Consider the following 26,634-nt stretch of genomic DNA (forward strand, 5'->3'; position numbering starts at 1 on the left):
CTCATAAGCTAATTATCCTTAATTAAGGAAACTTGATGGAAATTAAGATGGTAAAAGTGGTTGTCGGTGTTCTTGCTGCACTGTCTATGGCTTCTTCTGCATATGCAGTGACTGTAAACGGCGGAACCGTTCATTTTGTGGGCGAAGTGGTTAATGCTGCCTGTGCAGTAAATGCAGACTCTGTCGATCAGACGATTCAACTGGGTCAGGTGCGTTCAGCTTCTTTGGCAACAGCAGGTCAGACTAGTCCCTCCGTTGGCTTCAATATCCGACTGAGCGACTGTGATACAACTGTATCCACGCAGGCTTCTGTTGCCTTCACTGGCACGGCAATGCCGGCTAATGCTGATGTTCTGGCGCTACAGAGCTCTGCGGCTGGCTCTGCAACAAACGTGGGTATACAGATTCTTGACCGTACTAGTACTCCGCTGTCCTTGAATGGGACTACTTTTAGCGCCAATACCACGCTGATTGATGGAACCAACGTAATTCCTTTCCAGGCCCGTTATTTTGCTACCGGAGCAGCGACCCCGGGACAGGCTAACGCTGATGCAACCTTCCAGGTTCAATACCAGTAATACTTGATAATCCAGGAAAGCATATAGGGCAAGGACTGCCCATTTATTCAGAGGACAGGAAGGATGCTAGTGAGTAAGGTATTACCTATCGTTATTACCTCGATGCTTCTTTCTTCGGTTGCCATTGCTGGTAACAGGGCCAATGTAACATTGCCTGGTGGCGATATGCGTTTTCAGGGCGAGATTATTGCCGAGGCCTGTCGCGTAGAGGCCAGAGACCGTGAGCTCATTGTGCCGATGGGGCAAATTAGTTCGAATTGGTTTCATGCACTGGGTCAGGACGCCGGTCCTGTGCCATTTGATATTCATCTGCAGGAATGCACTACAGTCGTAAGCCAACGAGTTGGGGTTGCTTTTTTAGGGGTGGCTGACGGTAAAAATCCGGATGTGTTATCAGCAGGTGACGTGCCTGAGGTGGCGAAAGGTGTTGGTGTGGCTTTGTTTGATAATCAGGGGAACCTTATTCCTGTTAATTCACAACAACAGGCCTGGACCTATCTGTCTGAAGGTGAAGAGCCTGAGGTATTGCATTTCACAGCGAAATATCGGTCGACCAGTCAGCATGTAGTCGGTGGGCCAGTGAATGCCCATGCCTGGTTTGCCCTAACTTATGAATAACGGGCAGTGCAAAAAATACGTGACTGTATGAACTGATTGGTTATATACGGTAAAGGAGAAAGCGGTGAATAAAATCAAAATGCTATTTCGATATCTGCTGGCGGTAATGCTAGTGGGTAATATATCTTCTGCAAGTGCGGGGGTTGCGTTGGGGGCAACCCGGGTTATTTACCCTGCTGGGGAGAAGCAAGTGCAGCTCGCGGTGACCAGTTCAGACGAAAAAAGCACATTCTTGATTCAGTCATGGGTGGAAAATGAAAATGGTCATAAAGATGGTCAGTTTGTGATGACACCGCCGCTTTTTACCATGCAGGGTAAAAAAGAAAATAAATTGCGCATTATTGATTCAACCAGCAAAGTGCTACCGAATGACAAAGAAAGTCTTTTCTGGATTAGCGTAAAAGCGATTCCGTCAATTGATAAAGAAAAATTAAAAAGCAACGTGTTACAGTTAGCTATTATTAGTCGTATTAAATTGTTTTATCGCCCAGCCAATCTTTCCATTGCGCCGGATAAGGCTGCAACGATGCTGAGTTTTCATAGGATTGATAGCAGTTTGGTGTTGAAAAACAGTAGCCCTTATTATATCACCGTGACAGAGTTAAGTGTTGGCAGTCGGTCACTTAAAGGCATAATGGTTCCGCCGATGGGGACCGAAACCATTAATCTGCCGAAAGATTCTGGTAATGATATATCTTACCGCACAATTAATGACTACGGTGCGTTAACGCCAAAAATAACAGTAAGGATATAACGTTTGCTTTTATTTAGTAGATAATGAGTTCCGGTTTTACGGTGTTAAAATGCCACACTAACTAAGAAGGTTGAATTATTTAAAAATGATAACGATGAATATTTCCTTCCGGGGGGTAGAACATCGACTCAATCCTGTTTTATTTATTATTGGTGTGAGCGGTGTTTGTCTGAATGGGCCAGTTTATAGTGAGGTATATTTTAACCCGAATTTTCTCTCTGGTAATGAAGGTGCGGTGGTGGATTTATCAGGTTTTGAAAAAGGGCAAGAATTGCCACCAGGAACATATCGAGTCGATATCTATATTAATGATGGTTTTATAAGTAATCAGGATATTGTTTTCAGTGCTGAGGAAAGTGGTACGGAGTTAGTTCCCTGTTTGACAAAGAATCAGCTGAATACCATGGGGGTGAATATATCTGTGGTAAAAGGCATAGAAGCATTCAGTGCTGATAGCTGTGTGCCGCTCACTAAAATGATTATGGATGCCACGACACGTCTGGATGTATCCGAGCAGCGTTTGTATGTAAGTGTGCCGCAGGCTTTTATGGGGAATCATGCACGCGGATATATTCCTCCGGAAAAATGGGACAATGGTATTACCGCCGCGCTACTGAATTACAACCTAACGGGGAACAGTGTTAACAGTGTCAGCATCGGAACCAGTAACTATAACTATTTGAATCTAATGAGCGGACTGAATGTTGGGGCCTGGCGTCTGCGGGATAATTCTAGCTGGAGTCACAGTAGCGGTGCTGGGCAGCACATTAATGACTGGCAGCATATTAATACCTGGCTTGAGCGGGATATTATTCTGCTTCGCGGTCGTCTGACTTTTGGTGACAGTTTTACCCGGGGGGAAATATTTGATGGTATCAACTACCGTGGCGTGAAGCTGGAATCTGAAGACAACATGTATCCCGATAGCCAAAAAGGTTTTGCGCCTGAAATTCATGGAATTGCGAAGGGAGTTGCAGATGTTACGGTTCAGCAAAACGGGTATACCATTTATCAGACTACTGTCCCGCCAGGTGCATTCGTTATTAATGATCTATATGCAACAGGAAGCAGTGGTGATTTGAAAGTTATTGTCAAGGAGGCAAATGGCAGCACTCAAGTTTCAACAGTACCCTATTCGTCGGTTCCGATACTGCAGCGTGAAGGGCATACCCGATATGCCTTCACGGCAGGGGAATACCGTAGTGGCAATGATCAACGGGATAATCCTAAGTTTGTTGAACTCAATATTATGCAGGGGTTGCCGTATGGCTGGACCACCTATGGTGGTTCGCAACTGGCAGAAGATTACCGGGCCTTAACTCTCGGTGTGGGTAAGAATCTTGGGTATTTGGGGGCTGCATCACTGGATGTGACGCAGGCTAACGCCACTCTGTCGGATGACAGCCAGCATCAGGGACAGTCGTTGCGCTTTCTGTACAATAAATCACTGAATGACTACGGCACAAATATTCGTCTGGTGGGTTATCGGTATTCTACACAGGGTTTTTACACTCTGGCAGATACAGCGTACTCTCGAATGAGTGGTTATACAGTGATGGCGCAGGATGGCCCAGTAGAAATTAAGCCGACGTATCTTGATTATTACAACCTTTCCTACAACAAACGTGGGCGGGTGCAACTTAGCCTGACCCAACAACTGGGGACGCAAGCTACTCTGTATCTGAGTGGTAGTCAGCAAAGTTATTGGCGTACTGACGAAGTAGATGAACAATTACAGGCCGGTCTGAATATGGTTCTGGGAGATATTAACCTGGGAATGAATTATAGCCTGACGAAGAGCGTCTGGCAGGAAGGTCGGGACCAGTTATTGTCATTCAACATCAGCGTACCGTTTAGTCGCTGGATGCGTTCAGATACTGATTCTGCCTGGAAGCGCGCGCGGGTAAGCAGCACAATTTCAAATGATTTTAATGGGCGTTCCACTAGTCTGGCCGGGATTTCCGGTTCACTGCTAGCGGATAACAACCTGAGTTACAGCGTACAGACCGGGTATAACCAGGGAGGGACCCAGGTTAGTGGTGGGACAGGGTATGCATCGCTGGCTTACAGGGGAGCGAACGCTAATGCTAACGCTGGGTACAGCCAGAATACCGATTCTAAGCAAGTATATTATGGTGTAAGTGGTGGTGTGCTGGCCCATGAAAATGGTGTGACATTCAGTCAGCCACTAAATGAAACGGTTGTGCTGGTCAAGGCACCGGGAGCCGACAATGTGAAGGTAGATAATCAGACCGGAATTCATACTGACTGGCGTGGATACACAGTACTGCCATATGCAACGGATTATCGCGAAAACCGTGTGTCGCTCAACACAAATACGCTGGCAGATAACGTAGACCTGGATGAAGCGGTTGTCAGCGTCGTGCCTACGCATGGTGCGGTAGTACGAGCTGACTTTAAGGCGCGTGTTGGTCTCAAGGTACTAATGACGCTAGTGTTTAACGGCAAACCAGTTCCGTTTGGTGCTATAGCAACCGCTGACCAGAGTCAGTCTACAGGGATTGTGGCGGACAATGGTCAAGTATACCTGACTGGGTTACCTCTGACCGGTGAGGTGAAGGTGAAATGGGGCAATGACGTCAGCGCAGAATGCGTGGCGGGTTACCATGTGCCATCTGAGAGCCAAACGCAGGCGCTGATAAATGTGACGACCGTATGCCGGTAAGGAATAGATGGTGAAGCGAGCAACATTATACCTGTCATGTCTGTGTGGATGCCTGTTATCGATTTTAGGGATGGCTGCTGAAAGCAATATTTCCATTACAGGTAATGTGAAAGAGCGCACTTGTAATGTGGCTGCAGGTTCTGAGGATTTTACAGTTAATTTGCTGAGTAACTCTTCTTCACTGTTCAATCAGGTAGGGGATCATTCACCAGCTGTGTCTTTTAGTATTGCTCTTACTAACTGCAGTACATCAGTAACCGGCGTGAGGGTGGGCTTTACCGGGACGACTGCCCCACAAAATAGTGATTTACTCAGACTGGATAGCATTCCTGCATCTGCCACCGGACTGGCCATAGAAGTGCTGGATAGCACACGGCAGGTTGTAGCACTGAATGCGTCGTCATCAGAGCTTAGTTTGATTCGCATCATCCCCGGTCAGGATAAAACTCTTAATTTTTACGGGCGACTGACGGCAATACAACTGCCGGTAACGCCCGGCCGGATTAGTGCATCAGCAACATACACACTGGAATTTCAGTAATTAACTTTAGAGGGGTGTTGAAAATGAAATTATTCGCACCAGCACTGTTTATGACGATGGTTATAGCGAGTGGAGGAGCTATGGCTGCTGACGCCACAATTACCATCACCGGTAAAGTGGTTGCCAGGCCCTGTACTGTTTCGACGACGTCAGCCTCGGTCGACCTCGGGGATATGTATGCTCAGGATTTGAGTTCTGCAGGTAGCGCATCAGCCTGGAAAGATGTAACGCTCGAATTGACCGGTTGTCCAGTAGGTACTAGCAGTGTCATTGCTACCTTTAGCGGAACTGCAGATTCGGTTGCCGCGGAGTATTACGCAAATAATGGTACGGCAACCAACCTGCAACTGCAGCTTCAGGATAGTGGTGGCCTAAACCTTAGCAACGGAACCGCCAAAACTGTTGCCGTAACAGGTACAAGCGTCAGTATACCGCTGCAAGTCAGGGCACTAAGCGTCAATGGCAATACAACGCAGGGGACTGTTCAGGGCGCGATTGATGTGAATTATACCTACCAATAATTCTTGTTGAGAACAAGTCGAACTTATTCATCGTAGTAATTATTTGGTTTTATATTTATCAACTAAATGAAACTCAATTATTCATCGTAATGTGTATATTTTAAAGAGTGCAATATGAATAGTATCTCTCTGAGAGCAACGTCGGCTAAACTTATAGGCATTGTGTTCTTTTGTATAGTTCTTAAAGCAAATGCTTTTCTTTGTGAGGTTAGTACAGGTCAGTCATTTTCATCTGGTTCTGCGGATGTATACGTTAATCTGCAGCCCCAGATCGGATTGGGGCAGAACCTCATTGTGGATTTGTCTAATTCAGTAAAATGTTGGTACGAGAACGGCTACAATCTATCTGATGATTCTGGGGTTTATGATATTGCACACTTTAGTTCTGGCTCTGATTTTTCGGGATTGTTACAGGGAATGCTTGGTCAGTTAGTATTCAACGGGTCGACTTATCCCTTTCCGCTGACTGGCGATTCTGTATCGATACGCTTCCTCCCAAGTTCGCAGGATAACCCTATTTTTTTACCTTTACGGCTCTATATTAAACCAGTTGCAGACTTCGTGGTAAGCGGGGTATTTATCCATGCTGGGGATAGAGTGGCTCAATTACATATGCATAAGGAGTGGATAGGCTACGATGGAGGTAGCTATGATCCTATTGATTATACATGGAACATCATTTCGTCGGGGGATGTGATGGTTCTTTTAGGGACCTGTGATGTTTCTGCGCGTGATGTAAATGTTGTTTTGCCTGATTACCCTGGTAATGCTGTTGATGTACCGTTATCAGTGCATTGTGCGGAAGATAGGGAGGTTGCTTATTATCTCTCAGGGACAACGGTTACAGATAATACTAGTATATTCACCAATACTGCAGGCTTACCTGCTCAGGGGGTGGGGATTCAGCTTTCCGCAAATGGTACACCAGTTGCAGCTAATACGAATATCAGATTAGGTGTTGTTGGTACTTCACCCGTGAGTTTGGGGTTGACAGCAAATTATGCTGCAACAGGTCAAGGTATTACGGCTGGCGATGTACAGTCAGTTGTAGGAGTCACTTTTGTATACCCTTAAATTTAGGAGGAAGATATTTGAAATATATCAAGGGTTCGGTGTTAAATGTTCGCGATAGTCTTGGTGTTAAATGCTTTTATATCTATGTTCAAGGTTGTGTGTATTGAGAAGAAATATGTCATGTTTATTTAATAGTTGTATTGTGGCGTCTCTGTTTTTGGGGGTTATGAATAATGTAGGGTTTTCGAGATGTTAAACCACTCAGTAAAAATAGACACGAAATAACATCCGAATGAGCCAGTTTTAACCTTTCTGAGGTGCGTGACAATAATGTGTTTTTTTTCTGAGTGCTAACAATTGAATTAAATGGTTAGAAGATTTAAATCATAGATATAACACAGCAAGGGATATAAGAAATGACTCACGCTTCTAATTTTAACAAGTTAAAACAGATTGATCTCAACTCAATTATATTTTTTGTTGCTTATATGAAATATAGAAAAATCAGCATTGTAAGTGCAGTTTTAAAGTGCTCTAATTCTACCGTAAGCATTATGTTGCACAGGTTTTGCTTGAATTTTGATGATGCAGTATTTGAAAGGAGGTCCAGAAACCTTACACCAACCCCCTTTGCCTTTGATTTGCTAATTAAATGTGATGATATTACATCCATTATGTGTGATTTATTCTTAGATTATAGTGTAATTGATGCTTCACTAGGGTGAGCGATGTCGCCAGAACGCTTTGTCGCGCCCGTTCACCAGTTGGGCGCTGGATTGACTGGTTCACGGTATCTGGTGTTGAAGGCCTGAACTCCTTGCCCGCAGGATGTTCCCGACGCTGGCCTTTTGAGCATATCTGCACCTTGTTACGTGAACTGATAACACATTCTCCCGGTGATTTTGGTTATCAACGCTCGCACTGGAGCACCGAATTACTGACAGTAAAAATCAATGAGATAACCGGGTGTCAGTTGCATGCCGGGACTGTGCGTCGCTGGCTGCCATCTGCTGGATTGGTATGGCGCAGAGCCGCACCAACGTTGTGTGTCCGCGATCCCCATAAGGATGAAAAAATGGCTGCAATCCATAAAGCACTGGGTGGATGCAGTGCAGAATACCCGGTCTTTTATGAGGATGGAGTAGATATCCATCTCAACCAAAAAATCGGCGCAGACTGGCAGTTTAGTGGACAGCAAAACCGAGTGGTCACGCCGGGCCAGAATGAAAATACTATCTTGCTGGAGCCTTGTTCAGGGCTGGCAATCCGTCCAGGATATCGTCCTCGATGGCTCGGAGATAAACAGACGAAACGGCAAGGACAAACTGATCCTGCGGACAGTTCCGCATCAGCTCAGCCAGTGTCGAACATCGTCCAGGTAAGGGCGGTTTCGCCGTAAGGCGGTGCCAGTGCTCTGCTGGCGCATACAGCAGGGCATGAAAGGTGCATTCGTAGGGTACCGCGGGATCGGAGGCATGACGCAGCCCAGGTCAGAACCTCCGCAAGCAGCATGGTGACTGTAGCTGCACCAAAACGCCATTAAATGCACTCAGAGGTGCAGATATGTAGCATTCGGTAGGTCAGCAATCAGGTGGTCACGAATCCCATCTTCCTAACTTAGCCTCAGAATTACGATTCGGTGTGGGAGATAGATCTGACAACCCACTGTTTTGTCTCACAGGTATGTACTTAATGTAACTACAAACTTTTTTACTGAAAAATTCCCTCTAAGCTACAAACTTTATTATCAGGCCACAGCCAGCCCACGCGTAGCCCAACCTGAGCGACAGGTAAACACCAGAAAAAACTGATTTTGGATGTGCTTGTCCGTGAAGAATTACGCGTGATAGCCCGCCATCTGGTCATCGCGCGCCACAGCGGCTGTGTGCAGCCGCTATCAGGCAACGGATATCACTCTTCCTTCGGCAGACACTGCAAATGACCGTGACGCACACCGCGCTGAGCGATGACATCATCGGCAAAATGCTGGACGTCGCCCATGTCACCTTTCAGGACGGCAATCTCCAGACAGTCGTCGTGATTGATGTGCACATGCAAGGTGGCGACGGACAAATCATGGTGGTGGTGCTGTGTTGAGACAATGCGGCTGGCTAGATCGCGCTTCTCGTGCTCATAAACGTAAGAAAGCACTGCGAAACCCTGGGTGCCGTGCTCTTGTGTCGTCTCCTGTGCCAGCGCGTCGCGCAGAATATCGCGGATCGCTTCCGAGCGGTTATTGTAACCACGGCGCTGACTCAGGCTGTCCAGCGTTTCCAGTAAATCGTCATCGAGGGTGATGGTGACACGTTGCATCTGAGCTAAACCTTATAATTTCTGACTGCTGCGCACGGGAAATGCGGGAAGTACCGCATTTTGTAGCATACGTCCGGCGTCAGTGGAAAATGTTAATGCATTGCCCACATCCTGCGTCTCAACAATTTTGCCTTCTTCCATCCCCATCACGCGATGGCAAAAGCGCTCTACCCGCCGTAAATTGTGAGTGATAAACAGACAGGCGCAGCCGAACTGCTGCTGCATTACGAAAATCGTAGCGTAAATAGGGAGACGCGGGCGCGGGATGCCCGTGTTTCTCAGAAGTTGTGTCAGGCAACCGCGTCCAGTCGCTGCACCGATGCGGCGGTTACCTGAAACGGCGTAGGGGTGCATACGGACAGGCTCAATGCACCAAGCTGACAGTGGCTGACCGACAAGGCAGAAGCGAGTGTGCTGTCGACGCTGACGATTTGCCAGGCGCTGCCGCCGCGCTGTTTCACCATCGCTTCTTTACGCGTCCAGATGCGCCAGAACGCGGCCAACTGCAGGTCCGGATGCTCAGCTTCCATTTCGGCATGTTCTCCGAGGCTGAAGACCGCATTGGCCAGCGCCTGCCAGTTATGGCGTGGACGGATGATTTCGAGGTCGCAACCCACCTCGCCTTCGTCACTCAGCAGCAGGACGATGTCATCGCCGCTGTGGCTCAGATTGAACCACAGTGGGGTCTGGGCTGAAAACGCCGGTTTCCCCTGTTCGCCGTATACAATCTCGGGCAAGGGTGAAAGCGCGTGGGAAAGCAGCACACGGCCCGCCAGCCAACGTGCACGGCGCTTGCCTTGTGGGGCTTGGGCGTACAGCGAAGACGGTAACGCGCCTTTGCTCAGTGTCGACACTTTTCCCAGTACGATCCGGTACATATCAGGACCAACGTTTAATAATAATGGAATTTATACAGTGTATCATTTGTCATCTTATCCCGGTAATCGGCTCTTGGGTCGTCCTGGCCCCAGTAATATCGCCAGTTTGCTGCCGCCTTTGGTGGTTTCCATCCAAATCTTGCACACGCTTGTTAAGGGAACAGAAAGTAACATACCTACCGGACCTAATAACCATCCCCATACCAGTAATGAGAGAAAGACCACGAGAGTGGACATGCCCAGACGATGTCCCATGATGCGCGGTTCCAGGATATTACCGATGACCATATGGACCACCAAAAAGAGTGCGCCCACCAGGATACACTCATAAAACCCGTTAAATAGCAGGGCCTGGATCATGGGCGGCACCGCAGAAATCACCGATCCAATATTGGGGACATAGTTCAGCAGGAAGGCCAGCACGCCCCACATGAGCGCAAACTGAATCCCCATCAACGCAAGCCCCAGCCAGATAATAGCGCCGGTCCATAAACTCAGCAGCGTTTTCAGCGCCAGATAGTGCGAGACACCTTTTAACGCTCGATGCAGACCGGCAATGTGGATCTGCGGATTGTTCAGCGCAAAACGCAGTTTGTATGGGACGTGGCGGACTTCAAATAGCATGAACACGACGGTCATCACCAACAGAACAACACTGGCCATCGCCCCTGATAACCCGGTCATCAGCGCAGTGGTGAAGGTCATCAGTTTGTCGGAATCGAGGCGTTGCAGCATACGCTCTGGCGACAAATGGAGATTGAGAAACGGCACCATCTCTTGCAGATGCAGGAGTTTGCGCGTCAGTTCTTTGTTGTATTTCGGCAGCATGGCAATGAACTCATTCACCGAGGAGGCCAGCACGCCGATCACCGCAGTGAGAACGATGAGCATCACCACGACCACCAGCGTGATCGCCAACGGACGACGCAAACCCCGACGAATGAACCAGGTGACCAGCGGGTTCAGGACAATGGCGAAAAAGAGCGCCAGTAAGAGTTGCACAATGATATCTGCTGCCGCATGAAGACCGGCCAGAATGACCACTAATGCCGCCAGTTTTAGCAGGATGTGCAAACCCGTTTTGTCGGGCTGAGGGGTTGTCATGTCTACGTCCTTCTTGTGTTTCGTTTGCTAAGTGTAGCGGCTGGCTTGCAGCTGCTAATCCGAATCTTACTGCTGATTTTCGTGGCCGGGCATGATAGAAATGAAACACTGTTGTAAGAACGTGGTGGATCCCATGCCAGAACCCGTCGCTGAACCGACGCTCAATGGATTGCGTCTTAATCTACGCATCGTCTCGGTTGTCATTTTTAACTTCGCCAGCTATCTGACCATCGGCCTGCCGCTCGCGGTACTGCCTGGCTATGTTCATGATGTGATGGGATTCAGCGCTTTCTGGGCGGGGTTGGTGATCAGTCTGCAATACTTCGCTACCCTCCTGAGTCGGCCCCATGCCGGGCGTTTTGCCGATCTCCTGGGACCGAAAAAAATCGTGGTATTCGGTCTGTGCGGCTGTTTTTTAAGTGGCCTGAGCTATTTTCTGGCGGGCGTCACCAGTGGCTGGCCGATAGCGAGCTTACTGCTGCTGTGTCTGGGACGGGTGATCTTAGGTGTCGGCCAAAGTTTTGCAGGAACCGGCTCCACGCTGTGGGGCGTCGGAGTGGTGGGGTCGTTGCACATTGGGCGGGTGATTTCATGGAACGGGATTGTCACCTACGGAGCGATGGCGATGGGGGCACCGCTCGGCGTGCTGTTCTACGACTGGGGCGGTTTGCAAGGGCTGGCGCTGACGATTATGGGCGTTGCCTTGCTGGCGGTGTTGTTTGCGCTCCCGCGTCCCGCCGTTAAAGCCAGTAAAGGCAAGCCCTTGCCGTTTCGCGCCGTTCTTGGACGTGTCTGGCTGTACGGCCTGGTTTTATCGCTGGCGACTGCCGGATTTGGTGTGATCGCCACCTTTATCACTCTGTTTTATGACGCCAAAGGCTGGGACGGCGCGGCATTCGCCCTCACGCTGTTTAGCTGTGCGTTTGTCGGTACGCGTCTGTTGTTCCCCAATGGCATCAATCGGATCGGTGGTTTAAATGTGGCGATGATCTGTTTTGCTGTGGAGGTCGTCGGGCTGTTGCTGGTGGGGATGGCGGTCATGCCGTGGATGGCAAAAATCGGCGTATTGCTGGCAGGAGCGGGGTTCTCGCTGGTCTTCCCGGCGCTGGGCGTGGTGGCGGTAAAAGCGGTACCGCAGCAAAACCAGGGCGCAGCGTTGGCAACCTATACGGTGTTTATGGATTTATCGTTGGGCGTCACCGGGCCGCTGGCTGGGCTGGTCATGACATGGACGGGGGTGCCGGTTATCTATCTGGCGGCGGCAGGACTGGTGGCAGTCGCCTTTTTGTTGACCTGGCGGTTAAAAAAACGGCCTCCGGCAGCATTGCAGGAGACCGTATCATCGTCTTAACCGTTACTGGATGACCAGCGTGTTAATGATGTTTTCAGCGGCAGTTTGCGCTTTTTGCTGATCGTCCGCAGGCAGCGTGATCTGCAGGGTCAGCAGTTGGTTGCCCACTTTACCCAGTACGACGGAAGAGTAAGCAGTCTGGCCTTTCGCCGAGATAATGCTGTCTAACTGCTGAAGCGTGTGGCCTTTCAGCTCGATAGATTTGTTGGTCACGACCTGCAATTGCGGGTCGCGGCTACGCTGTTGCTCTTCCAGACGCTTCGCCAGCACGGCCAGCTCTTCTTTGGTGTCGTCGCCCACAATCACAATGACGGCTTTCTGGCCGGTGGCGTCAGAATAGACGTGCATATTATTGGCCTGAGTCCCCAGCTTGCCGCTCTGATCGGTCATATCTGCCGGCAGTGAAAAGCTGAGTTTGCCATCCATCAGGCTGACAGGTTGTCCGGTTGCGTTACTTTCTGCAGCGGCACCCTCTGCCGGAGCTTTCGTATCGCTGTTATCACAGGCCGCAAGCCCCATAACCAGCAGGCCAATACCGACATATTTAACCAGATTGCGCATTGACTTCTTCCTTTCGATAAACGGCCATAACGGCTCATTCGCCCATCTTATCACAACTCGGAAAACGAACCTTTAACTCGTCTGCAATGCCGAGATTTCGGATTTATCTGCCAGTCTTTTCAGCAACATATTCAGTAATACGCCATACATCGGCAGGAAGAAGACGAGGCTGATCAGCACCTTGAAAGCGTAGTCGACGAGGGCTATTTCCATCCAGTGCTCGGCCATAAACGCGTCCGGGCTACGCCAGAAGGCGATAAAGAAGAAGGCGAGCGTGTCACTGACGTTACCAAACAGCGTCGAGGCTGTCGGCGCCAGCCACCAGCGACGATTCTGACGCAGGCGATTAAAGACATGCACATCCAAAATCTGCCCCAACGCGTAAGCCATAAAACTGGCCGCGGCGATACGGGCAACAAACAGGTTGAAGTGCAACAGCGCGCCAAATCCCTGCCAGGAGCCCATATAGAACAGCGACGAGATGACATAGGAGATCAGCAGAGCCGGGATCATCACGGCAAAGATGATCCGGCGTGCCAGCGACGCGCCAAAAATACGCACGGTTAGATCGGTGGCGAGAAAAATAAAGGGAAAGCTGAACGCGCCCCACGTAGTGTGGAAACCAAAAATGGAAACCGGGAGCTGCACCAGATAGTTACTGGAGGTGATCACCAGCAAATGGAATAGCGATAACCAGAACAACGCATTTACGCGCTGCATTTGAGTGAACTGCGTCATATTGTACCTTTTTAGTTAAATTGGGGTGAGGGAACCCATTTCGTGCTGCACGCTATTTTACTTGCCGTGTTGATATCGGGCAGTGCTCGCGCTCTTCTCGTACTGGATGTACGCTCCGGGCGCTGGTCTCAATCAAACTGGCTGGGCGAATAACGCGTCTTAACATTTTTAAGCCGCCGCATGATACTGCTTTAATTAAGTAATGCAATGGTTGTTTTTCACGCAATCGTTAACCTGATTGGCTTACTCGCAAACTGGGCGTAAACTACGGCCGTTTTTTGCGTAAATGAGACGAAGATGACCGATCTGCTTTCCACCCCCGACCATACGCTTGATGCTCAGGGACTGCGCTGCCCGGAACCTGTAATGATGGTGCGTAAAACTGTGCGCAACATGCAGACAGGCGAAACGCTGTTGATCGTCGCCGACGATCCGGCGACGACCCGCGATATTCCCGGTTTTTGTACCTTTATGGAACATGAACTGTTAGCGAAAGAGACGGAATCACTGCCGTATCGCTATTTGATCCGTAAAGGTCAGTAAGCGGTGCCATCAGGCGGGAAAGAGACACTATCCTTTACGTAACAGCCGCAGCGCGTTCGCGGTCACCAGCACCGTCGCCCCCGTATCTGCCAGCACCGCCAGCCAGAGGCCGGTTATCCCCAGCAGCGTCGTGACGAGGAAAATCCCTTTTAACCCCAGCGCGATGGTGATGTTCTGGCGAATATTGGCGTGGGTCGCGCGCGCCAGTTGAATCATCTGAACCAGCCCGCGCAGGCGGTTATGGGTCAGGGCAGCATCGGCGGTTTCCAGCGCGACATCCGTACCGCTTCCCATCGCGATGCCGATCGTGGCCGCTTTCATGGCGGGGGCGTCGTTAATCCCGTCGCCAACCATCGCCAGCGGCGACTGCTGGTTAAGGGCTGAAACTGCCTTGACCTTATCTTCCGGCAGCAGCCCGGCTTTAAATTCCAGCCCCAGCTCACTGGCGATGGCGGCGGCTGCTCGCGGGTTATCGCCGGTCAGGATCACGCCATTCACCCCTAACGTTTTGAGCTCGCTAACGGCGGTGTGGGCATCCTCACGCAATGTATCCTGTAGCGCAATCACGCCAAGTACCGCTTCGTTACGCAGCACCAGCACTACTGTTTGTCCGGCGTTTTCCAGTTCGTTGATCACTCCGGAGAAGGCGTCGGCAGGTTGTTTACCCGCCGCGCAAATCAGCACGCGCTCGCCGTTGACCAGCGCTTCAATGCCGGAACCGACCAGCGCACGTTGTGCCAGGGCCGCCGGGATGGTCAATTCACGGGTTTGTGCTTCACGGACAATCGCCTGTGCCAGTGGGTGCGTTGCTCCCTGTTCCACCGCTGCTGCCAGCGCCAGCAGGTCAGATTCGCTGATCTCTGCTGCCGGATGGATAGCGGTAACCTGGGGTTTCCCGACCGTCAGCGTACCGGTTTTATCAAAGGCGACATGGGTGACTCTGCCCAGTTGCTCCAGCGCCGCCCCCCCTTTGATCAGCGCGCCACGACGTGCCGCCGCTGCCAGTCCGGAGGTAATGGCGGCGGGTGTTGAGATAACCAGAGCACACGGGCAACCAATCAGCAGTAGGGTCAGACCTTTATAAATCCACTCCTGCCATGAGGCGGCGAACAGCAGCGGTGGAACAAGAGCGACCAGCAGCGCGATGGCCATGATCGCCGGGGTATAAATTCGGCTGAAGCGATCGATAAAACGTTCGATCGGCGCACGGCGTTCTTCAGCCTCTTCAATCAGCTTCAGAATACGGTCAATCGCACTGGCGCCCGGTTCTGAAAGCACTTCGAGCGTCACAAGGCGGTCAACGCTGGTAGCGCCAGCGGGGACCTTTTCGCCTGTTGCGCGTTCAACCGGGATGGATTCTCCCGTCAGCGCACTCTCATCAAAACTGGCAAAAGCGGAAACCAGTTTGCCGTCGGCAGGCAAGCGGCCACCAGCGGCAACTTCAATCATATCGCCTGGTTGCAGGGTATTGATCGCCACCTCTTCACGCTGGCCGTTACGGATGCGTGTGGCGGTTTCTGGTTTCAGCGCCATCAGCGCGCTGACCCCTTTACGGGCGCGGCTGGCCGCCCAACCTTCCAGACGTTCGCCAATCAGGAACAACAGCAGCACCATTGCTGCTTCTGCGGTTGCGCCAATAAACAGCGCGCCAATGGCGGCGACGCTCATCAACGTTTCAATCGCGAAGTAGCTGCCGGTTTTCATCAGGCGCAGCGCCTGGCGGGCGATAGGGTAGAGACCGACCAGCGTGGTGGCGATGAACGCGAACTGACCAAAAGGATGGTTGAACTGTTCAAGCCCCCAACTGAGCGCCATCAGCAGGATGAGTGTGACCAGCGGCAGATTTTCTTTAAAGCGCGATGCAGAAGTCTCTTCGCGTGCCTGCTCGTCGCGCAGGGTGTAGCCCGCGTTTTGTACGGCGCGTTCAATTTGCTGACGCAGATCGGTGCCCGCGTCTACCACCAGTTTTTCCGTCGCGAAGAGAACCTGAACCTGATTGACGCCACTCACCTGGCGTACCGCATTCTCGACTTTCCGCGCACAGGCGGCGCAATCCATACCTGCGACTTTCCAGGTATAACGGGTGCCTTCAATGGTGTCGGAAACAGGGGGGGCAGAGGCGTTACATGCCCCTTCACAGCAGCAGTCATCTGACTTCTGTGGCGCGGGAGCAAGCGTAAAGGATGAAAATTGTGGTGCCTTTTTGCCGTTAGTTTCGGGTGTCGACATGGCATCCTCCGGTCGATGATAATTTTCTCATTAACCGGAGGATACACTCTGGAGTCGACTCCAGAGTCAAGCGTTATTAGAGATAAAGTGAGCGAACAATCAGGAAGTGCCCCGCGAAGTAGCAGGCGGCGGCAATCGCGTTATCCGCACGGAAGCGATAGCGGTAGTGGCTTCCCAGCCAGACAATATTGCCAACGAACAGCAATGCCGCCCCCATAAACGCAGAAAATGCCGGCGCGGTGGGACGGAAGAACCACAGTTCACCGGCCAGCCAGACCATCACCAGCGTCATCGCGATAAACGTACACACCGGCCAACGTAACTCTTCCAGACGCGTCCAGATGACCGCGATCAGCAACGCGCCCAGCGCCAGCAGTACCAGCGGCAGTGGCCAGAAAAAGGAGAGTGTCATCTGACTGGCGAAGTAGATGGTGTACAGCAGGTGCGACAGGAAGAACGCGCCAATGGCATACAGCAGGCGCTGGCGAGGCAACAGCGTCAGTGCGTCGCCCACCAGTGTGGCGCACAATCCCGCAAGTACCAGGTAACTGACGGCACTGAACATCGGTGCTTGCCAGGCAAGTAACAGCAGGAGTAAGAGGGTGACGGGTTTAAAGACCCAACGTTGCCACGCAGGCCCACGATAAGACGCATCCACAAATAACCATGCGGAAAGACAGACAGCGATAAACGACCAAAGCATCTTAGTTCCTTGAATTCGTTATTTTTTCGCAAGCGACATGCTCACGGTCTTAGTGTCCAGTGTAGAGGCGGGTACAGGCGGATGACAACACCATAACAGGCAGGGTATGCTTATTTCCGCATTTTCTGATGGGTTAAAAACATGAGTAAGCCACCTCTTTTTTTCATTATTATCATTGGGTTGATTGTTATTGCTGCGTCGTTTCGTTTTGTTCAACAGCGGCGAGAAAAAGCAGATAACGAGAGTGCGCCGTTACTGCAAAAGTCGGTAGTGGTCAGCAACAAACGCGAAAAACCGCTCAATGACCGGCGCTCGCGCCAGCAGCAGGTCACCCCGGCGGGCACGAGTATGCGTTATGAAGCGAGCTTTAAACCGCAGAGCGGCGGTCTGGAACAAACCTTCCGTCTTGATGAACAGCAATATCATGCGCTGACCGTGGGAGACAAAGGCACGCTGAGCTACAAGGGAACGCGTTTTGTCGATTTTGTCAGTCAGACTGAGGCCCGGTAACCTGGCGCCACCGGGCAAAAAAATCACTTCTTCATCTGTGACTTCAGTTTCTTCTGCCAGACCAGCAGTTCAAACACACCGAACAGGAAAATGCGGATTTTCTCGCCGTTAGTCATTTGCGGCCCCTCTTTTGGCAGGGTGCTTTTCAGCAACGCGAGCTGCATACCGTGCATCAACGCCATAAAAATCAGCGCGACGTTCACGAAGATATTGAGTGGCCGTGGGAAAGGTTGTACTACGTTAAGCAACAAAAATGCCCAGACGCAGAGCATCAACAACCGTCCCAGATTAATCAGCATTACGTTCTCCTTATTTTTCTCTTTGATATAAACGGTATGCGACTTGCCCGGCCACTTTCTCGCGATACAGCGACCAGTTTTCCGGAACCGGCGGCAGACCGTTTTCGACTTCACTTTCAACATAAATATAGGCTTCATCAGCCAGCCAGCCGTGCGTTTCCAGCAACGTCAGCGTCTCTTCCAGCAGTCCTTTACGAAAGGGCGGATCGACGAAGACCACGTTGTGCGGCGTCCCGGTTTGGGCAAGATGCGCCAGGGTGTTGGCATTGATGACTCGGGCATTGCTGGCTTTCAGCGTCGCCAGATTTTTTTGCAACTGTTGCGAAACCGCGCGATCCATCTCCAGGAGCGTCGCGCTTGCCGCGTAGCGGGACAACGCCTCCAGCCCCAGTGCGCCGCTGCCCGCAAAACAGTCCAGACAGTGGGCGTCGACCATCACGGGAGCCAGCCAGTTGAACAGCGTTTCGCGGACGCGATCCGTCGTCGGGCGTAGACCTGGGCTGTCCGGAACCGGGAGTTTACGGCCTCGCCATTGTCCGCCAATAATGCGGATTTGACCGCTGCCTGAGTGATTCGGTTTTTTCATGTCAATAATGGCTCAATCCGCGGCTGATACGTAATACCAGGCGGTGATGTGAATTAAGTTAAGTGATAGACTATTTCATCATTTTTTTAGCTGCTATGTACATAGCGTTGACGCTGTGCCATGAAGCAACAGCGGGGAGTGTGGTCGCAAATGGCGAAAGAGAAAAAACGTGGCTTTTTTTCCTGGCTGGGCTTTGGTCAAAAAGAGCAGGCACCGGAAAACGAGACAGAACTAAAAAGCGAAGAACAACAACAGGTTACTGATGAGGTTGTTGCGACTGAAGAGCAACAGCACGCCACGGAACCGCACAAAGACGCTGAATCGGAAGCCTTTGCCGCTGAGGTGGTAGAGGTCACAGAGCAGGTTGCCGAAAGTGAAAAAACACAGCCGGAGCCTGCGATTGTTGAAGCCGCGCCGGTAGAACCCGAGGTTGAACCACAGCCAGAAGGGGAAGAGACGCCCGCTGTTATCGTCGAAGAACCGGTTGTTGAAACACAGACACCGACCGTTGCTGTTACCGATGTTATCGAACATGAAGAACTGCCGTTGCCGGAAGAGGTGAAAGCCGAAGACATTTCACCGCAGGAGTGGCAGGCGGAAGCGGAAACCGTCGAAATCATTGAGGCGGTTGAGGTAGTGGCGGAAAACGAGCCCGAATTAACCGACGAAGAGCTGGAAGCGCAGGCGCTGGCCGCCGACGCTGCAGAAGAAGTAGCAGAGACAGAACCGGCGGTTGTTGACGCCGCAGAGGCGGAAGAAGAGACGCCGGTTGAAGACACTCCGGGTGAAGAGAGTGCTCAGGAGCAAGAAAAGCCGACCAAAGAAGGTTTCTTTGCGCGCCTGAAACGCAGTCTGCTGAAAACCAAAGAAAACCTCGGTTCCGGATTTATCAGTCTGTTCCGTGGCAAGAAAATCGACGATGATCTCTTCGAAGAGCTGGAAGAACAGTTGCTGATCGCCGACGTCGGGGTGGAAACCACTCGCAAGATTATTGCTAATCTGACCGACGGCGCGAGCCGTAAACAACTGCGCGACGCCGAAGCGCTCTACGGATTGCTCAAGGATGAAATGGGCGAAATTCTGGCGAAAGTCGATGAACCGCTGAATGTGGAAGGCAAAACTCCGTTTGTTATTTTAATGGTTGGCGTTAACGGCGTGGGTAAAACCACCACTATCGGTAAGCTGGCGCGTCAATTTGAACAGCAGGGCAAATCCGTGATGCTGGCGGCAGGGGACACCTTCCGCGCCGCTGCGGTGGAGCAGTTGCAGGTGTGGGGGCAACGTAACAATATTCCGGTGATTGCTCAGCACACGGGCGCAGATTCCGCTTCCGTGATCTTTGATGCGATTCAGGCGGCGAAGGCGCGTAACGTTGACGTGCTGATCGCTGATACGGCAGGTCGCTTGCAGAACAAAGCGCACCTGATGGAAGAATTGAAAAAAATCGTTCGCGTCATGAAGAAACTGGACGAAGATGCGCCGCATGAAGTTATGCTGACTATCGATGCCAGTACCGGGCAGAATGCGATAAGCCAGGCCAAACTGTTCCACGAAGCGGTGGGGTTAACCGGTATCACGCTGACCAAGCTGGACGGAACGGCGAAAGGGGGGGTTATCTTCTCGGTTGCCGATCAGTTTGGCATTCCTATCCGCTATATTGGTGTGGGCGAACGTATCGAGGATTTACGTCCGTTTAAAGCGGGCGATTTTATAGAGGCACTTTTTGCCCGAGAGGATTAACAATGATTCGCTTTGAACATGTCAGCAAGGCCTATCTCGGTGGGAGACAAGCGCTGCAAGGGGTCACATTCCACATGCAGCCTGGCGAGATGGCATTCCTGACCGGTCACTCAGGCGCAGGGAAAAGTACCCTGCTGAAGCTGATCTGTGGAATTGAGCGGCCAAGCGCCGGGAAAATCTATTTCAGCGGGCATGACATCACGCGTTTGAAAAACCGTGAAGTGCCGTTTCTGCGCCGTCAGATCGGGATGATTTTCCAGGATCACCACCTGTTGATGGACCGTACGGTCTACGACAACGTGGCGATCCCGCTGATTATCGCGGGCGCCAGCGGAGACGATATTCGTCGTCGCGTGTCGGCGGCGCTGGATAAAGTTGGCCTGTTGGACAAAGCGAAAAACTTCCCGATTCAACTCTCCGGCGGTGAACAGCAGCGTGTGGGCATTGCCCGGGCAGTGGTAAACAAACCGGCAGTGTTACTGGCGGATGAACCGACCGGGAACCTGGATGACGCCCTGTCGGAAGGGATCTTACGTCTGTTCGAAGAGTTTAACCGCGTCGGGGTAACGGTACTGATGGCAACGCACGACCTGGGGCTCATTTCCCGTCGTTCGTATCGGATGCTGACCCTGAGCGATGGACATTTGCATGGAGGCGAGGCCCGTGAATAAGCGCGACGCGATTAATCAAATCAGGCAATTCGGCGGTCGACTGGACCGCTTCCGTAAATCTGGCGGTACGTCCCCAGACGGTGGCCGCAATGCGCCAAAGCGTGCGAAGTCTGCGCCAAAACCGAACTCGCGTAAAACTAACGTCTTTAACGAACAGGTTCGCTATGCGTTCCAGGGGGCGTTACAGGATCTGAAAAGCAAGCCGTTAGCGACGTTTCTGACGGTGATGGTTATCGCGATTTCCCTGACCCTGCCAAGCGTGTGCTACATGGTGTACAAAAACGTGAACCATGCGGCGACGCAATATTACCCTTCTCCGCAGATCACCGTGTATTTGCAAAAAACGCTGGATGATGACGCCGCGGCAGGAGTGGTGGCGCAGTTACAGGCTGAGCAGGGCGTGGAAAAAGTGAATTACCTGTCGCGAGACGACGCGCTGGGCGAATTCCGTAACTGGTCTGGATTTGGCGGCGCGCTGGACATGCTGGAAGAGAACCCGCTACCAGCCGTGGCGGTAGTGATACCAAAGCTCGATTTTCAGGGAACCGACTCACTGAATACGCTGCGCGATCGCGTTTCGCAAATTAACGGTATCGACGAAGTGCGCATGGATGATAGCTGGTTTGCTCGTCTGGCGGCGCTGACCGGCCTGGTGGGGCGGGTATCGGCGATGATCGGCGTACTGATGGTGGCGGCGGTATTCCTCGTCATCGGCAACAGTGTGCGACTGAGCATTTTTGCCCGCCGCGATACCATTAATGTACAGAAACTGATCGGTGCGACAGACGGTTTTATTCTGCGTCCGTTCCTGTATGGCGGCGCGCTGCTGGGCTTTTCCGGTGCCTTTCTTTCTCTGATTTTGTCAGAAATTTTGGTGATGCGACTGTCGTCCGCCGTGACGGAAGTGGCGCAGGTTTTCGGAACGAAATTTGATATCAACGGGTTATCGTTCGACGAGTGTCTGCTGTTGTTGCTGGTGTGCTCAATGATCGGCTGGGTGGCAGCCTGGCTTGCCACGGTACAACATTTACGTCACTTTACTCCTGACTAAAAAAATCGTGATATAATCTTTCCCTGCAATGAATTCCCGTTCGCAGGGAAAGAGCTTCAGTAAAAATCTCCTGTCCCTGCCCTCGTATTTTTCAAAACGGTGTCACATTTTGTGCGTAGTTTATTCACAGCGTTGCATTGAACTTGTGGATAGAATCACTGTCTGATAAAAATGTGAATGATATTCTCGTTGCTCATAAGCTCTGGCATGATTGTTGTTGTAACGCCGGAAGATAAAGATTGAGAGGATTTGAATGACCAAAGAAATGCAAAATTTAGCTTTAGCCCCTGTTGGTAACCTGGAGTCTTACATCCGGGCTGCGAACGCGTGGCCGATGTTGTCGGCTGACGAGGAGCGGGCACTGGCTGAAAAGCTGCATTACCAGGGCGATCTGGAAGCAGCTAAAACGCTGATTCTGTCTCACCTGCGCTTTGTTGTTCATGTTGCTCGTAACTATGCGGGCTATGGCCTGCCGCAGGCGGATCTGATTCAGGAAGGTAACATCGGTCTGATGAAAGCCGTGCGCCGTTTTAACCCGGAAGTGGGTGTGCGCCTGGTCTCCTTCGCCGTGCACTGGATCAAAGCTGAGATCCACGAATATGTTCTGCGTAACTGGCGTATCGTCAAAGTGGCGACGACCAAAGCGCAGCGTAAGCTGTTCTTCAACCTGCGTAAAACCAAGCAGCGTCTGGGCTGGTTTAATCAGGATGAAGTGGAAATGGTGGCGCGCGAACTGGGCGTTTCCAGCAAAGACGTCCGCGAAATGGAATCCCGTATGGCGGCTCAGGACATGACGTTTGATATGTCTTCGGATGATGAGTCCGACAGCCAGCCGATGGCACCAGTGCTCTATCTGCAGGACAAATCGTCTAACTTTGCCGACGGCATTGAAGATGACAACTGGGAAGAGCAGGCGGCAAACCGTCTGATCGACGCTATGCAGGGGCTGGACGAACGTAGCCAGGACATCATTCGTGCGCGTTGGCTGGATGAAGATAACAAGTCTACGTTGCAGGAGCTGGCCGATCGTTATGGCGTTTCCGCAGAACGTGTGCGCCAGCTTGAAAAGAATGCCATGAAAAAACTTCGCGTCGCTATCGAAGCGTAATTCACGCGAAGTCCCCGATAAACCCTCGAATGTACATTCGGGGGTTTTGTTTTTTTAACGCCTGCTCTGGCGAATTTTCATCCCCTGGCAAACACTTACCGATGGGTTGTGCGCATCTTAGGGGATGGAAATGAAAAATAACGAACTGAATGAACGGCGTTTGCAGGCAACGCCGCGCGGGATCGGCGTGATGTGCGATTTTTATGCCGACAGAGCAGAAAACGCCACGCTGTGGGACGTGGAAGGTAATGAGGTGATTGATTTTGCTGCCGGTATTGCCGTGCTCAACACCGGCCATCGACACCCAAAAATTATTGCGGCCATTGAGAAACAGCTTCAGTCATTCACCCATACGGCTTATCAAATCGTTCCTTATGAAAGCTATGTCCGGCTCGCGGAACGCATCAACGAACGTGTCCCCATCAACGGTCCGACAAAAACAGCATTTTTCTCTACCGGGGCGGAAGCGGTAGAGAACGCGGTGAAGATCGCCCGTGCATACACCAAAAGGCCCGGACTGATTACCTTCGGCGGCGCCTTCCACGGGCGAACCTTTATGACGATGGCGCTGACCGGAAAGGTCGCCCCCTACAAAATCGGCTTCGGTCCGTTTCCCGGATCGGTTTATCACGCCCAGTATCCTAATGCGTTGCACGGGGTCAGCACGGCAGACGCGCTACAAAGCCTGGAGCGAATTTTCAAAGCGGATATTGCACCGGATCAGGTAGCGGCGGTAATCCTTGAGCCAGTGCAGGGTGAAGGAGGTTTTAACGTCGCGCCCGGTGAGTTTATGCACGAGCTGCGTGCGCTGTGCGATACCCACGGTATTCTCCTGATTGCCGATGAGGTACAGACCGGTTTTGCCCGTACCGGCAAACTGTTTGCGATGGAACATTACAACGTACAACCCGACCTCATCACGATGGCGAAAAGTCTGGCGGGCGGGATGCCGCTGTCGGCGGTTGCCGGACGCGCCGATATTATGGATGCCCCGGCGCCTGGAGGACTCGGCGGCACCTACGCCGGGAATCCGCTGGCCGTTGCCGCCGCACATGCTGTACTGGATGTGATTGATGAAGAGAAGCTGTGCGCGCGTGCCGCCGCGTTAGGTCAGCATCTGGTTGAGGCGCTCAACACGGCTAAAGCGAATTGTCCGTATATTGCGGATATTCGTGCGCAGGGCTCAATGGTGGCGGTGGAGTTTAACTGCCCCTCTTCCGGCCAGCCGTCTCCTGAATTTACTCGCCAGGTGCAGAGTAAAGCGCTGGCGCAAGGGCTCTTGCTGCTTAGCTGCGGCGTTTACGGCAATGTGATCCGCTTTCTCTACCCGCTGACTATCCCCGACGCGCAATTTCGCAAAGCGCTGGAGATTATTACGCACTCGCTGACACGATAAACCTGCGCCGCCCGTCGCGGCGGCCACTTTTTTGTCATGAACTTGTTATCTGACTGTCAAATTAGCTATTCCAAAATCATAAAAATCGGGTATGTTTTAGCATAGTATGCTGCTAAAGCACGGGCAGCTATCCAATAATCGATATAAAGTGCTAAACAACAACATCACAACATACGTAATAACCACGATAATGGGGATTCTCAGGATGAATATGAAGGGTAAAGCGTTATTGGCAGGATGTATCGCCCTGTCTTTGAGCAATATGGCATTTGCTAAGGATATTAAAGTCGCGGTCGTCGGCGCTATGTCGGGTCCGGTCGCGCAGTATGGCGATCAGGAGTTTACGGGTGCGGAGCAGGCGATTGCCGATATCAACGCGAAAGGCGGCATTAAAGGCGACAAACTGGTCGCGGTGAAATATGACGATGCCTGTGACCCGAAACAAGCGGTCGCGGTCGCCAACAAAGTGGTTAACGACGGTATTAAGTACGTTATTGGTCACCTGTGTTCCTCATCCACCCAGCCTGCGTCTGACATCTATGAAGACGAAGGCATTCTGATGATCACGCCAGCGGCAACCGCGCCGGAACTGACCGCGCGTGGCTATAAATTGCTTCTGCGTACCACTGGTCTGGATTCTGACCAGGGTCCTACGGCCGCGAAATATATTCTGGATAGCGTGAAGCCGAAGCGTATCGCGATCATTCATGATAAACAGCAATACGGAGAAGGTCTGGCGCGTGCCGTTCAGGACGGTCTGAAGAAAGGTAACGGTAACGTGGTGTTCTTTGACGGTATCACGGCTGGCGAAAAAGATTTCTCCACGCTGGTGGCGCGTTTGAAGAAAGAGAACATCGACTTCGTCTACTACGGCGGCTACCACCCGGAGATGGGACAGATCCTGCGTCAGGCGCGCGCGGCGGGTCTGAAAACGCAGTTTATGGGACCAGAAGGGGTGGCGAACGTCTCCCTGTCTAACATTGCCGGTGAATCTGCCGAAGGTATGCTGGTGACGAAGCCGAAGAACTACGATCAGGTTCCGGCGAACAAACCGATTGTGGATGCCATCAAGGCGAAGAAACAGGATCCAAGCGGCGCATTTGTATGGACCACCTACGCAGCGCTGCAATCTCTGCAGGCCGGCCTGAATCAGTCTGAAGATCCGGCTGAGATCGCCAACTACCTGAAAGCGAACACTGTAGAAACCGTGATGGGCCCGCTCTCCTGGGATGAGAAAGGCGACCTGAAGGGCTTCGAATTCGGTGTCTTTGACTGGCACGCCAACGGTACGGCGACTGACGCGAAATAATTTTCCTGGCGCCTTTCGCGCTGCAGGTGCGTTGGCTACGTTATTCAACCCCGGTCACTTACTTATGTAAGCTCCCGGGGATTTCATAACTTGCCGCCTTCCTGCAACACGAAATTCTTGGAAAATTGCGAGGTGGTTTTTTATCTTTTCTCCCAACATGTAGGCCGGGTAAGGCGTAGCCGCCACCCGGCTTTCTTTTACCGCTTTTCCCAGCCATTCTCCTGGGTCGTAAATCCCAGCGCCTGCATAAACGCCGTCATCACATCCCGGTCCTCAACGCCGACATCCGCCATCCACCAGGAGACGATGTTCGGGTTATCGCGCAGCACTTCTTCGACCAAATATTGCCCCACGCCACGACGTCGTGTGACTTCTCGTATACGCAATGAATCCAGAGCGCCTTGCGTTGAACCGAGCGTGACCCGCACTGCTCCCAGCAGACGTTCATTAAAGCGCGCGGCGTAGATCCGGTGCGTCTCATCAAGCGTTAAGGAGGCGTCTGAATATTCCGGCCAAATTTTACCCAGATCGATGCGATCCTGGGCGCTGAAGTTTTCTATACGAATGATGGTCAGCTTCATCAACAGCATGTCCAAATCTCAAAAGATGGGGACAGTTTACCGAAATAATTTCTCCGGAGGCTTTCTCTTTTTTCTATCATTTGTTAGGTGATTAATTTTTTGACAGCGAAAAGTACAGTTTGAAACATTAGAGAATGAAAATTAGGCAGAATAATTCCCTGAAAGGCAGTGTTTTATTCCGTCCTTTGTACCGTTATTTTATGCTGACAACGGCGCTTTTTTTTGTTTATCTATAGTGAAAAGCAGAATAT

General features: G+C 51.6%; 26 protein-coding genes and 3 pseudogenes. 17 read left to right on the forward strand and 12 right to left on the reverse strand.

Annotated features, from left to right (window positions below; genetic code table 11):
• Positions 1-35 precede the first annotated feature (35 nt).
• The 8 genes and pseudogenes from fimA to NNO04_RS18950 form a co-directional block, all read left to right on the forward strand.
• On the forward strand, positions 36-578 hold the full coding sequence (gene fimA / locus NNO04_RS18915) for a type 1 fimbrial major subunit FimA (RefSeq protein ID WP_271445987.1): 543 nt from the start codon (positions 36-38) through the stop codon (positions 576-578).
• Between the two features lie 102 nt (positions 579-680).
• Positions 681-1,196 carry a fimbrial protein gene (locus NNO04_RS18920; protein WP_271446005.1) on the forward strand — a complete coding sequence of 172 codons (516 nt, stop codon included), beginning with the start codon at positions 681-683 and terminating at the stop codon, positions 1,194-1,196.
• Between the two features lie 79 nt (positions 1,197-1,275).
• Complete coding sequence (locus NNO04_RS18925) at positions 1,276-1,950, forward strand: fimbria/pilus periplasmic chaperone (RefSeq protein WP_271446006.1); 675 nt, start codon at positions 1,276-1,278, stop codon at positions 1,948-1,950.
• 94 nt (positions 1,951-2,044) lie between these two features.
• Positions 2,045-4,636 carry a fimbrial biogenesis usher protein gene (locus NNO04_RS18930; protein WP_271445988.1) on the forward strand — a complete coding sequence of 864 codons (2,592 nt, stop codon included), beginning with the start codon at positions 2,045-2,047 and terminating at the stop codon, positions 4,634-4,636.
• 7 nt (positions 4,637-4,643) lie between these two features.
• Entirely contained in the window at positions 4,644-5,177 is a 534-nt protein-coding gene (locus NNO04_RS18935) for a fimbrial protein (RefSeq protein ID WP_271445989.1), read from the forward strand.
• Positions 5,178-5,200: 23 nt separating this feature from the next.
• The gene (locus NNO04_RS18940; RefSeq protein ID WP_333909005.1) at positions 5,201-5,698 is read left to right on the forward strand and encodes a fimbrial protein; all 498 of its coding nucleotides are present in this window, start codon (positions 5,201-5,203) and stop codon (positions 5,696-5,698) included.
• Between the two features lie 114 nt (positions 5,699-5,812).
• On the forward strand, positions 5,813-6,772 hold the full coding sequence (locus tag NNO04_RS18945; protein WP_271445990.1) for a fimbrial protein: 960 nt from the start codon (positions 5,813-5,815) through the stop codon (positions 6,770-6,772).
• A gap of 658 nt (positions 6,773-7,430) precedes the next feature.
• Positions 7,431-7,963: pseudogene (locus NNO04_RS18950) on the forward strand (IS630 family transposase); the annotation flags it as partial.
• 660 nt (positions 7,964-8,623) lie between these two features.
• On the opposite strand, the gene nikR reads toward NNO04_RS18950, so the two are convergent.
• The 4 genes and pseudogenes from nikR to NNO04_RS18970 form a co-directional block, all read right to left on the reverse strand.
• Complete coding sequence (gene nikR, locus NNO04_RS18955; RefSeq protein WP_271445991.1) at positions 8,624-9,025, reverse strand: nickel-responsive transcriptional regulator NikR; 402 nt, start codon at positions 9,023-9,025, stop codon at positions 8,624-8,626.
• A 12-nt stretch (positions 9,026-9,037) separates the two neighbouring features.
• Positions 9,038-9,250, reverse strand: a pseudogene (gene nikE / locus NNO04_RS18960) (nickel import ATP-binding protein NikE); the annotation flags it as partial.
• Positions 9,251-9,315: 65 nt separating this feature from the next.
• Positions 9,316-9,903, reverse strand: coding sequence for a 4'-phosphopantetheinyl transferase AcpT (acpT, locus tag NNO04_RS18965; RefSeq protein WP_271445992.1), 588 nt, complete (start codon positions 9,901-9,903; stop codon positions 9,316-9,318).
• 54 nt (positions 9,904-9,957) lie between these two features.
• Entirely contained in the window at positions 9,958-11,007 is a 1,050-nt protein-coding gene (locus NNO04_RS18970) for an AI-2E family transporter (RefSeq protein ID WP_271445993.1), read from the reverse strand.
• 91 nt (positions 11,008-11,098) lie between these two features.
• On the opposite strand from NNO04_RS18970, the gene NNO04_RS18975 reads away from it, so the two are divergent.
• Complete coding sequence (locus tag NNO04_RS18975; RefSeq protein WP_271445994.1) at positions 11,099-12,358, forward strand: MFS transporter; 1,260 nt, start codon at positions 11,099-11,101, stop codon at positions 12,356-12,358.
• A gap of 3 nt (positions 12,359-12,361) precedes the next feature.
• Here the strand turns inward: NNO04_RS18975 and NNO04_RS18980 are convergent, their stop codons facing one another.
• Together NNO04_RS18980 and NNO04_RS18985 are read right to left on the reverse strand one after the other, a co-directional pair.
• Positions 12,362-12,919, reverse strand: coding sequence for a DcrB family lipoprotein (locus NNO04_RS18980; protein WP_271445995.1), 558 nt, complete (start codon positions 12,917-12,919; stop codon positions 12,362-12,364).
• Positions 12,920-12,991: 72 nt separating this feature from the next.
• A complete protein-coding gene (locus NNO04_RS18985; protein ID WP_271445996.1) occupies positions 12,992-13,657 on the reverse strand; it encodes a 7-cyano-7-deazaguanine/7-aminomethyl-7-deazaguanine transporter in 666 nt (221 codons plus the stop codon).
• A 297-nt stretch (positions 13,658-13,954) separates the two neighbouring features.
• On the opposite strand from NNO04_RS18985, the gene tusA reads away from it, so the two are divergent.
• Complete coding sequence (tusA, locus tag NNO04_RS18990) at positions 13,955-14,200, forward strand: sulfurtransferase TusA (RefSeq protein WP_162380688.1); 246 nt, start codon at positions 13,955-13,957, stop codon at positions 14,198-14,200.
• Between the two features lie 27 nt (positions 14,201-14,227).
• Here tusA and zntA read toward each other — a convergent pair whose 3' ends face one another.
• Complete coding sequence (gene zntA, locus NNO04_RS18995) at positions 14,228-16,429, reverse strand: Zn(II)/Cd(II)/Pb(II) translocating P-type ATPase ZntA (RefSeq protein WP_271445997.1); 2,202 nt, start codon at positions 16,427-16,429, stop codon at positions 14,228-14,230.
• A 76-nt stretch (positions 16,430-16,505) separates the two neighbouring features.
• Positions 16,506-17,132, reverse strand: a complete 627-nt coding sequence (locus NNO04_RS19000) for a lysoplasmalogenase (RefSeq protein WP_271445998.1) — start codon at positions 17,130-17,132, stop codon at positions 16,506-16,508.
• 141 nt (positions 17,133-17,273) lie between these two features.
• On the opposite strand from NNO04_RS19000, the gene NNO04_RS19005 reads away from it, so the two are divergent.
• On the forward strand, positions 17,274-17,642 hold the full coding sequence (locus tag NNO04_RS19005) for a DUF2500 domain-containing protein (protein WP_271445999.1): 369 nt from the start codon (positions 17,274-17,276) through the stop codon (positions 17,640-17,642).
• A 23-nt stretch (positions 17,643-17,665) separates the two neighbouring features.
• Here the strand turns inward: NNO04_RS19005 and NNO04_RS19010 are convergent, their stop codons facing one another.
• Together NNO04_RS19010 and rsmD are read right to left on the reverse strand one after the other, a co-directional pair.
• Entirely contained in the window at positions 17,666-17,941 is a 276-nt protein-coding gene (locus NNO04_RS19010) for a DUF1145 family protein (protein ID WP_162380684.1), read from the reverse strand.
• A gap of 10 nt (positions 17,942-17,951) precedes the next feature.
• On the reverse strand, positions 17,952-18,527 hold the full coding sequence (gene rsmD, locus NNO04_RS19015; protein WP_271446000.1) for a 16S rRNA (guanine(966)-N(2))-methyltransferase: 576 nt from the start codon (positions 18,525-18,527) through the stop codon (positions 17,952-17,954).
• A 150-nt stretch (positions 18,528-18,677) separates the two neighbouring features.
• Here rsmD and ftsY point away from each other — a divergent pair, with 150 nt between their 5' ends.
• From ftsY to livJ, 6 genes are all read left to right on the forward strand, one after another.
• Complete coding sequence (gene ftsY / locus NNO04_RS19020) at positions 18,678-20,267, forward strand: signal recognition particle-docking protein FtsY (protein ID WP_271446007.1); 1,590 nt, start codon at positions 18,678-18,680, stop codon at positions 20,265-20,267.
• A 2-nt stretch (positions 20,268-20,269) separates the two neighbouring features.
• Positions 20,270-20,938: a cell division ATP-binding protein FtsE gene (ftsE, locus tag NNO04_RS19025; RefSeq protein ID WP_162380682.1), complete on the forward strand. Its 669-nt coding sequence runs from the start codon at positions 20,270-20,272 to the stop codon at positions 20,936-20,938.
• Positions 20,931-21,989 (forward strand): permease-like cell division protein FtsX, encoded by a 1,059-nt coding sequence (gene ftsX, locus NNO04_RS19030; protein ID WP_271446001.1) that lies wholly within the window; start codon positions 20,931-20,933, stop codon positions 21,987-21,989. Before ftsE ends, ftsX begins: the two co-directional genes overlap by 8 nt.
• Before the next feature lie 253 nt (positions 21,990-22,242).
• Entirely contained in the window at positions 22,243-23,097 is an 855-nt protein-coding gene (gene rpoH, locus NNO04_RS19035) for an RNA polymerase sigma factor RpoH (RefSeq protein ID WP_271446002.1), read from the forward strand.
• A 130-nt stretch (positions 23,098-23,227) separates the two neighbouring features.
• Positions 23,228-24,493 (forward strand): 4-aminobutyrate--2-oxoglutarate transaminase, encoded by a 1,266-nt coding sequence (locus NNO04_RS19040; protein ID WP_271446003.1) that lies wholly within the window; start codon positions 23,228-23,230, stop codon positions 24,491-24,493.
• Positions 24,494-24,698: 205 nt separating this feature from the next.
• Positions 24,699-25,802: a branched chain amino acid ABC transporter substrate-binding protein LivJ gene (livJ, locus tag NNO04_RS19045; protein WP_271446004.1), complete on the forward strand. Its 1,104-nt coding sequence runs from the start codon at positions 24,699-24,701 to the stop codon at positions 25,800-25,802.
• An 83-nt stretch (positions 25,803-25,885) separates the two neighbouring features.
• Here livJ and NNO04_RS19050 read toward each other — a convergent pair.
• Positions 25,886-26,019, reverse strand: a pseudogene (locus NNO04_RS19050) (hypothetical protein).
• On the reverse strand, positions 26,000-26,383 hold the full coding sequence (gene panM / locus NNO04_RS19055; protein WP_271446008.1) for an aspartate 1-decarboxylase autocleavage activator PanM: 384 nt from the start codon (positions 26,381-26,383) through the stop codon (positions 26,000-26,002). The pseudogene NNO04_RS19050 and the gene panM overlap by 20 nt, the downstream one beginning before the upstream one ends.
• Positions 26,384-26,634 lie beyond the last annotated feature (251 nt).

It is taken from the genome of Citrobacter sp. Awk 4, from assembly GCF_028069725.1.
Lineage (GTDB): Bacteria > Pseudomonadota > Gammaproteobacteria > Enterobacterales > Enterobacteriaceae > Citrobacter_D.

What these genes read in the sequence shown, in the direction of transcription:
- fimA (WP_271445987.1), top strand. Translation starts at nt 36, where the DNA reads ATGGAAATTAAGATGGTAAAAGTGGTTGTCGGTGTTCTTGCTGCACTG.
- NNO04_RS18920 (WP_271446005.1), top strand. Translation starts at nt 681, where the DNA reads ATGCTTCTTTCTTCGGTTGCCATTGCTGGTAACAGGGCCAATGTAACA.
- NNO04_RS18925 (WP_271446006.1), top strand. Translation starts at nt 1,276, where the DNA reads ATGCTATTTCGATATCTGCTGGCGGTAATGCTAGTGGGTAATATATCT.
- NNO04_RS18930 (WP_271445988.1), top strand. Translation starts at nt 2,045, where the DNA reads ATGAATATTTCCTTCCGGGGGGTAGAACATCGACTCAATCCTGTTTTA.
- NNO04_RS18935 (WP_271445989.1), top strand. Translation starts at nt 4,644, where the DNA reads ATGGTGAAGCGAGCAACATTATACCTGTCATGTCTGTGTGGATGCCTG.
- NNO04_RS18940 (WP_333909005.1), top strand. Translation starts at nt 5,201, where the DNA reads ATGAAATTATTCGCACCAGCACTGTTTATGACGATGGTTATAGCGAGT.
- NNO04_RS18945 (WP_271445990.1), top strand. Translation starts at nt 5,813, where the DNA reads ATGAATAGTATCTCTCTGAGAGCAACGTCGGCTAAACTTATAGGCATT.
- nikR (WP_271445991.1), bottom strand. Translation starts at nt 9,025, where the DNA reads ATGCAACGTGTCACCATCACCCTCGATGACGATTTACTGGAAACGCTG.
- acpT (WP_271445992.1), bottom strand. Translation starts at nt 9,903, where the DNA reads ATGTACCGGATCGTACTGGGAAAAGTGTCGACACTGAGCAAAGGCGCG.
- NNO04_RS18970 (WP_271445993.1), bottom strand. Translation starts at nt 11,007, where the DNA reads ATGACAACCCCTCAGCCCGACAAAACGGGTTTGCACATCCTGCTAAAA.
- NNO04_RS18975 (WP_271445994.1), top strand. Translation starts at nt 11,099, where the DNA reads ATGATAGAAATGAAACACTGTTGTAAGAACGTGGTGGATCCCATGCCA.
- NNO04_RS18980 (WP_271445995.1), bottom strand. Translation starts at nt 12,919, where the DNA reads ATGCGCAATCTGGTTAAATATGTCGGTATTGGCCTGCTGGTTATGGGG.
- NNO04_RS18985 (WP_271445996.1), bottom strand. Translation starts at nt 13,657, where the DNA reads ATGACGCAGTTCACTCAAATGCAGCGCGTAAATGCGTTGTTCTGGTTA.
- tusA (WP_162380688.1), top strand. Translation starts at nt 13,955, where the DNA reads ATGACCGATCTGCTTTCCACCCCCGACCATACGCTTGATGCTCAGGGA.
- zntA (WP_271445997.1), bottom strand. Translation starts at nt 16,429, where the DNA reads ATGTCGACACCCGAAACTAACGGCAAAAAGGCACCACAATTTTCATCC.
- NNO04_RS19000 (WP_271445998.1), bottom strand. Translation starts at nt 17,132, where the DNA reads ATGCTTTGGTCGTTTATCGCTGTCTGTCTTTCCGCATGGTTATTTGTG.
- NNO04_RS19005 (WP_271445999.1), top strand. Translation starts at nt 17,274, where the DNA reads ATGAGTAAGCCACCTCTTTTTTTCATTATTATCATTGGGTTGATTGTT.
- NNO04_RS19010 (WP_162380684.1), bottom strand. Translation starts at nt 17,941, where the DNA reads ATGCTGATTAATCTGGGACGGTTGTTGATGCTCTGCGTCTGGGCATTT.
- rsmD (WP_271446000.1), bottom strand. Translation starts at nt 18,527, where the DNA reads ATGAAAAAACCGAATCACTCAGGCAGCGGTCAAATCCGCATTATTGGC.
- ftsY (WP_271446007.1), top strand. Translation starts at nt 18,678, where the DNA reads ATGGCGAAAGAGAAAAAACGTGGCTTTTTTTCCTGGCTGGGCTTTGGT.
- ftsE (WP_162380682.1), top strand. Translation starts at nt 20,270, where the DNA reads ATGATTCGCTTTGAACATGTCAGCAAGGCCTATCTCGGTGGGAGACAA.
- rpoH (WP_271446002.1), top strand. Translation starts at nt 22,243, where the DNA reads ATGACCAAAGAAATGCAAAATTTAGCTTTAGCCCCTGTTGGTAACCTG.
- NNO04_RS19040 (WP_271446003.1), top strand. Translation starts at nt 23,228, where the DNA reads ATGAAAAATAACGAACTGAATGAACGGCGTTTGCAGGCAACGCCGCGC.
- livJ (WP_271446004.1), top strand. Translation starts at nt 24,699, where the DNA reads ATGAATATGAAGGGTAAAGCGTTATTGGCAGGATGTATCGCCCTGTCT.
- panM (WP_271446008.1), bottom strand. Translation starts at nt 26,383, where the DNA reads ATGAAGCTGACCATCATTCGTATAGAAAACTTCAGCGCCCAGGATCGC.